7 protein-coding genes are annotated in these 6,866 nt (G+C 37.2%); 5 read left to right on the plus strand and 2 right to left on the minus strand.

Annotated features, from left to right (window positions below; translation table 11 throughout):
• Window positions 1-336 precede the first annotated feature (336 nt).
• Window positions 337-795, plus strand: coding sequence for a divergent PAP2 family protein (locus tag BUB12_RS16990; RefSeq protein WP_072892102.1), 459 nt, complete (start codon window positions 337-339; stop codon window positions 793-795).
• 45 nt (window positions 796-840) lie between these two features.
• Here BUB12_RS16990 and BUB12_RS16995 read toward each other — a convergent pair whose 3' ends face one another.
• Together BUB12_RS16995 and BUB12_RS17005 are read right to left on the minus strand one after the other, a co-directional pair.
• Window positions 841-1,323: a hypothetical protein gene (locus tag BUB12_RS16995; protein WP_072892103.1), complete on the minus strand. Its 483-nt coding sequence runs from the start codon at window positions 1,321-1,323 to the stop codon at window positions 841-843.
• Window positions 1,324-1,759: 436 nt separating this feature from the next.
• A complete protein-coding gene (locus tag BUB12_RS17005; protein ID WP_072892105.1) occupies window positions 1,760-2,416 on the minus strand; it encodes a YjbE family putative metal transport protein in 657 nt (218 codons plus the stop codon).
• Between the two features lie 193 nt (window positions 2,417-2,609).
• Here BUB12_RS17005 and BUB12_RS17010 point away from each other — a divergent pair, with 193 nt between their 5' ends.
• From BUB12_RS17010 to BUB12_RS17025, 4 genes are all read left to right on the plus strand, one after another.
• Window positions 2,610-3,542 carry a PD-(D/E)XK nuclease family protein gene (locus BUB12_RS17010; protein WP_072892106.1) on the plus strand — a complete coding sequence of 311 codons (933 nt, stop codon included), beginning with the start codon at window positions 2,610-2,612 and terminating at the stop codon, window positions 3,540-3,542.
• 239 nt (window positions 3,543-3,781) lie between these two features.
• Window positions 3,782-4,834 (plus strand): Delta(5) desaturase DesA, encoded by a 1,053-nt coding sequence (locus BUB12_RS17015; RefSeq protein ID WP_072892107.1) that lies wholly within the window; start codon window positions 3,782-3,784, stop codon window positions 4,832-4,834.
• Window positions 4,835-4,915: 81 nt separating this feature from the next.
• Window positions 4,916-6,061 carry a sensor histidine kinase gene (locus tag BUB12_RS17020; RefSeq protein WP_072892108.1) on the plus strand — a complete coding sequence of 382 codons (1,146 nt, stop codon included), beginning with the start codon at window positions 4,916-4,918 and terminating at the stop codon, window positions 6,059-6,061.
• A complete protein-coding gene (locus tag BUB12_RS17025) occupies window positions 6,058-6,654 on the plus strand; it encodes a response regulator transcription factor (RefSeq protein WP_072892109.1) in 597 nt (198 codons plus the stop codon). Before BUB12_RS17020 ends, BUB12_RS17025 begins: the two co-directional genes overlap by 4 nt.
• The last annotated feature ends 212 nt before the right edge of the window (window positions 6,655-6,866 follow it).

Below are 6,866 nucleotides of genomic sequence, written 5' to 3' on the forward strand. Positions count from 1 at the left end.
TATCGGAGTCGATGTTGACTTTCACCACAAGGGTATAAGTGCGACTAAGCCTCTGGTTTCACCAATCGGCAAGTCTTCTTTATCGTACGAAGGCGAAGGAAGTCTTGTGCCTGCCGTTACTCGGCACAAAGGGCAAAGATGCATCTCTTTCCTTCGCTAGTCGCAGGCGCTCGGAGCTAGACATTAAGAAAAATAGTGACTTTCTTCATTCGCAACTTCATTATAGCTTACCATTATTAAATGCATGTAAATTATAATTAAGCATTATGTTAAATATGCAGCAAGCTCATGTATAAAATCATCGCTATATTCTCATCTTAATCTTGAGGTGAGTATATGTTAAACCGGGCGTTTTCAACAGCACTTATAGGGATTGGTGCTGCTCAATTTCTAAAAGTACCTCTACATTATTTAGAGACTGGTCAGTGGGATTGGCGAAAAATGTTTGGTTCTGGAGATATGCCAAGTTCTCATTCTTCTGCAGTTACTTCATTAACTACTTATGTTGCGATGAAAGACGGTTTTCGTTCTGTTGATTTTGGAGTAAGCAGTATTTTTAGCCTTATCGTTATGTATGATGCAATGGGGATACGCTACCAGGCCGGTCAGACTGCTATTGCAGTCAATGATATGTATGAACATCTAGAAAAATTAACTGAAAATCATCCAACTGTGTCCTATAAAAGGCGCGACAAGGAATTAAAAGAAATGCTCGGCCATATGCCAGTTGAGGTTTTAGGGGGAGCAGTTCTAGGAATTGCGATTGGTGCCATTAGCTATTGGACAGAAAAGTAAATTTGGACTGGGGACAAGGATAATTTACCTTGTCCCAGGAATGATCTATTCTTCTTCCCACTCGAGGTCATGCTCATCCATTAATGCTTCTAACTCCATTTGAAAATCTCGTATTCCTTTTCTTCCTTCTGCCAGTAGTTCATTTGCTTCACTAATCTTTTCATAATTCTGCTCTTCAATTGCTGCCAATGTTTTTAGCATAGCACTGTGCTGTGTATTGACAGCATCAACATAAATTTCATGGAGGTCACGAACCTCAGAATTCTCAAAAGTAATTGCCTCTAACTCATCGATAAAATCTAAGTACATTGGAAGTACTTCCTCTTGTAAAAATACGTAAATTTCCTCATCGCTTGCAAAATCACCAGCTGATATTTGATTATAAGAATTAATTGCCTCCTCTTCCATATCCGCGATAGCCTCCAAGTCCTCATTCACATATCTTTCCAACTCGTCAGCAACAGGATCCCCACATGCTCCCAATAGCACCACTAGTAACAAAAAGACAAAAATAGGTATTTTTTTCAACTAATTCTTCCTCTCCTTCATGTACTTTTATACCCATAATCTAAGTCTATTGTTCACTACACTTGTCTTATTCCGGAATAATGTAGGACATAGGTTATGATGATGAGTATTGGTATGGAGGGTATTTTAGTGGAGCGTTTTTTGCTGTTTGTGGAGCAAGTTCTACTCGAGGGGGAGCGAGTTTTACTTGGGGCGAGCGAGTTTCAATCCTTGGGAAGCAAGTTTTACTCGAGGGCGAGCGAATTTCAATCCTTGGGGAGCAAGTTTTACTCGAGGGCGAGCGAAATTCAATCCTTGGGGAGCAAGTTTAACTTGGGGCGAGCGAATTTCGGCACTTGAGGAGCGAGTTCTACCATGGGCGAGTGAGCACCTTCCACTCATATATAAACAACAAAATACCGATAGTTCGCATCTACCGGTATTTTTCCCATCTTAACTAACTTCTTTCATTAACTTTACGCTTCGTAGCTCCTACTCCCAGAACTAAAAAGATCAGCCCAATTAAAAGCGTTGTTTCCACCATAGAATTTGGGCTTATAAATTGCTGGATACTTCCTTCTTTTAGCATCATTTCCCCTGCTGTCCACGCTAGTAATGCTGCTCCTATATAAATAACAATGGGATAGCTCTCCATAAGATTCAAGATCAGATGACTGGCGAACATAATAATGGGGATACTCATGATAATTCCGATAAATATAATTACCATATCGCTACCAGAGACGGCTACAATAGCGAGAACATTATCTAAACTCATTAAAACGTCAGCAAAAATGATTGTCGCAATAGCATCCCTTAATGAGCTCCCTACTTTAATATTATTTTCTTCCTCTTGATCAACCAATAATTTATAGGCAACCACTAGTAATAACAAACCACCGACCAAGTGAATAAAAGGGAGTTGCAATAAATAAATAACGATTAAAGTAAATAAAATCCGAAATGCCACTGCACCTAAAGTTCCCCACACAACGGCTTTTTGTTTTAAGTGTTCTGGCAAGTTACGGCTGGCCATTGCAATAACAACTGCATTATCTCCACTCAATATTAGATTGATTAATAATATCTTTAGTAATGTCTCGATAAACTCCAAGCAAAACGGTCTCCCTTCAGTATAATTTGTCCTATCAATGCCTGTCCCATTTCTTCTTGATAGTTTAATATGTATGTGTATTTGTTGGATTCCATAACTACTTTTTTGAAGATTGGCGAACAGGAAAAATATTCATTCCTCAAAGCAATCCTTTTCTACTATAATAGAAGTAATGATGTTTTGAGGTGATTCGATGTTTGAAATAAGAACCTACCCTGAGTTTTCTTGGTCTTTATCGCGTCATAAGACCTTGTTGGATTGTTCGAGAAAATATTATTATGATTATTATGCAGGGCATAATGGTTGGCTTTATGAGTCAACTAATTTTGCCAAAACGGCTTATAGGTTGAAAAAATTAACGAACTTAGAAATGTATTTTGGAAGTGCTGTTCATAATGTAATCAATGGTGTGATTAACAATTATATGTCCTCAGGCTCTATCCCAACGGAACATGAACTAGTCGGTACACTACGTGGACTGTTAAATACCGCCTATATCGATTCGATGCACCGAAAAGAGGACTGGATGCATAAACCAAAGCAATATACGATGTTTCACGAAATCTACTATAATGGGAAACTTCCTTCAGAAAAAATAGAAGAAATTCAAGATCGTTTAGCTGTGTCGATGAAGCATTTTCTTTCTAGTAAAACATTTTCCGATATGACCGGGAATAAACAGATGCGTTTTATAGAGTCGGAACGTTTTCGGACGATGACGATAAATGGAACGAAAATATTTATTGTCATGGACTTTGTATATCGTGATATGGAAAAAGGAAAATGGATTATTGTCGACTGGAAAACTGGGAAGGAATCCATTGAAGATAAAAATCAGTTAGCACTTTACGCTCATTACCTTATGAGAGCTTTTGACGTGGATTCTTTAGATGAGATTGAGATTCGAAATGAATATTTGTTAACCGGTACTAGTAAAACCCACCATTTAACTGAAACAGAACTTTCTAATGTGGAGAGGTTATTTGAACATAGTGTGGAAGGGATGCTCCGTTTTCTTGAAGACCCTGAAAAAAATAAACCATATGATCTGCACTCTTTTCCAAAAAATGAGCAACCAAGGTTATGTAGTCGATGCAATTATAAAGAGATGTGTGATATGTATTAATTTGAATTAAGGTAACACTAAAAACATGACATTTGTCATGTTTTTTAATTACGTTTGTGACTTATAGTTTTTTTACTTTTTACTTAAAATATAAGAAAGGCGCATTATCCCAATTATAACGGCAATAAATCCTACACTTCAGTAGCGATTACATAACATTAAGACAAGCCACATTAGATAGTAACGATTGGGATTATATAGTGCCAGATACAAAATGAAATGTTAAATAGGAGGAAAAGATGAGTAGAAAAAAACAAGCTGAATTGAAGAAAAGTGTTGCCCCATTTGCTAAATCAGACACGAAAGCTAGTGTCATTCAATTAATTAATACGGTACCACCATTTATACTACTGTGGTTCCTTGCCTACCAAAGTTTATCTATATCCTTCTGGTTAAGTTTAGCCTTTTCCATTGTAGCATCGGGATTTGTGGTTCGAATTTTTATCATTTTCCACGATTGTACCCATATGTCCTTTTTTAAAAATCCAAAAGCAAATCGAATCATCGGTACAATCACAGGGATTATCACCCATTTCGCCTTTGAAAAATGGAAAAGAAGTCACGCAATACACCATGCTACCAGTAGTAATCTAGATAAACGCGGAACTGGTGACGTCTGGGTCATGACAGTTGATGAATATATTCAAGCTTCGTTCTGGGGCCGATTAGCTTATCGTTTGTACCGAAATCCGATTGTTATGTTCGGTTTAGGTCCACTTTATCTATTCTTAATTTCCAACCGTTTTAACCGAAAAGGGGCAAAACCTAAAGAGCGTTGGAACACTTATTTGATTAATTTCACTATTGTATCCATCTATGCTTTATTAGTTTGGACGATTGGCTGGCAGGCATTACTAATGGTACAGCTTCCTATTTTATTTATTTCTGGTTCACTTGGAATTTGGTTATTCTATGTACAACACCAATTCGAGGACTCGTATTTTGAAAACGAAGAAGAATGGGATTATGTTAAAGCAGCAGTTGATGGCAGTTCTTATTACAAATTGCCGTTGATTCTACAATGGATTACAGGTAACATCGGATTCCACCATGTTCACCATCTAAGTCCAAGAGTCCCAAATTATAAATTAGAAGAAGCACATGAATCTACACCACCATTGCAAAAAGCAACAACGATTACACTAGCTTCTAGTTTAAAATCAATTCGTTTTCGACTATATGATGAAGAAAACAAAAACTTTATTAGTTTCAAGGAAATTAAACAGCGTATGAAAAAACCAAAACCAAGCATCCAGTTGAATACGAGAAAGACTAGTGTACAAGAAAAATAACCATAATTATTAAACCCTTCAAGTAATCATTGAAGGGTTTTGTTATACTTAAGCAAAGACGCTGATTAATGGAGGTGCTCCATGCAGAAGTGGTATCAAATTTTTTCTAAAAATACCGGACTTAGTATTTACGCCTGGATTATATTTTGCTTACTCCCTTTCTATTTCATCATTAGTTCATCAACTCCAATTGAAATAATTATTGGGGTATTAATGATTATGCTATTTTTTACAACTTATCGTTTATCATTTATAAAAAAGGGATGGACTGTTTACGTTTCTGTTGGGATTGAAATTGCTATCAATATTGGAATGACGCTCTATTTTGGATATGTCTATTTCGCATTATTTTTAGCCTTTTTCATTGGTAACATCGCCAATAAATCCGGATTCATCACGTTGTATGTTGTCCATCTCGTCACATCCATTGCTGCAGTTACCGTAGGATTTTTCACACAAAGCGAAGCATATTTTTCCCAATTACCATTTATCATCATCACTGTAATTGGAGTCATTCTATTACCATTCAATATGTATAATAGAAATAAACGAGATTTATTGGAAAATCAATTAGAAAATGCCAATAAAAAAATCTCTCAGCTTATGGTAATGGAAGAAAGAGAACGGATTGCACGAGACCTCCACGATACGTTAGGACAGAAACTTTCTTTAATTGGACTGAAGAGCGATTTAGCAGAAAAATTAGTACATAGAAACCCAACAAAGGCGATTCAAGAAATACACGATATTAATCAAACCGCTAGAACAGCATTAAATGAAGTAAGAGAAATGGTTTCAAACATGAAAAGCACGAAACTGGAAGATGAGATCGTTCGAATTAAAGAAGTAATAAAGGCTGCTGAAATTGATTTCAAGTTAAAAGGAACTCCAGTACTAACGAATACACCTTTGCTTGTAGAAAACGTACTTAGCATGTGTTTAAAAGAAGCGATAACAAATGTCGTCAATCATAGCCAAGCTACTCGTTGCAGTATCTGGATCGCTCAGTCAGACAGCGAGGTTCGAATCAGTGTCGATGATAATGGAATCGGAATGAAAGAAGAGAGCGACTCTATAGAAAGTAATGGAATTCAAGGGATGAGAGAAAGATTGGAATTTGTAAATGGAGACTTACAAATTGAATCGAAAAATGGTACAACGTTAATTATTCAAGTCCCAAAGATTGTTCAACAATCGACCAATGTTAATCAGGAGGGATTAGTGTGATTCGTATCGTTATTGCAGAAGATCAAGGGTTATTACTTGGTGCACTTGGTTCTTTGCTTGATTTAGAAGAAGACATGGAAGTAGTTGGTAAGGCCAAAAATGGTGATGAAGCAATTGAACTGGTGAAAAAGATAGAACCTGATATTTGTATCACGGATATAGAAATGCCAGTCAAAAGTGGTCTTGATGTAGCTGAGGAATTAAGAGACCACAAATGTAAGATTATCATTCTTACAACCTTTGCTAGAGCGGGCTACTTTGAACGGGCTCGAAAAGCGGATGTATTTGGGTATTTATTAAAAGATAGTCCAAGTGAAGAACTTGCCAATTCCATTCGAACCATTATGAAAGGTAGAAAAATTTATGCACCTGAACTAGTAGACATCGCTTTTAACAAGAGTGATAACCCATTAACGGAAAGAGAAGATCAAGTCATTCGGCTAATTGCAGATGGTAAAACGACTCAACAGATTGCCGAAGAACTATTCCTCTCTTACGGAACAGTCCGAAACTATGTATCCATTATCCTGGAAAAACTAGAAGTGTCCAATCGAATCGAAGCCATCTCTCGTTTTAAGGAAGAGGGATGGTAAGAAAAGCGCAGAGCGCCCGCTTTGCGACGTACGGACTGCGCCAGCGCAACGCTGGTGGTTCAATGTTATCGCGCAAAGCGATGGTTTTAATCGAACATTCCCCGTAGGACAAGGAATGCTACGACAGCGAAACATCGCACGCAGAAAATGCAAATGTAAATGCATTTTCAAGGAGATAAAGGAAACATGCCCCTTCATAGGGGTATGCCGAC

The sequence above is a fragment of the Ornithinibacillus halophilus genome, assembly GCF_900129485.1.
In the GTDB taxonomy this organism is placed as follows: Bacteria; Bacillota; Bacilli; order Bacillales; family Amphibacillaceae; genus Ornithinibacillus; species Ornithinibacillus halophilus.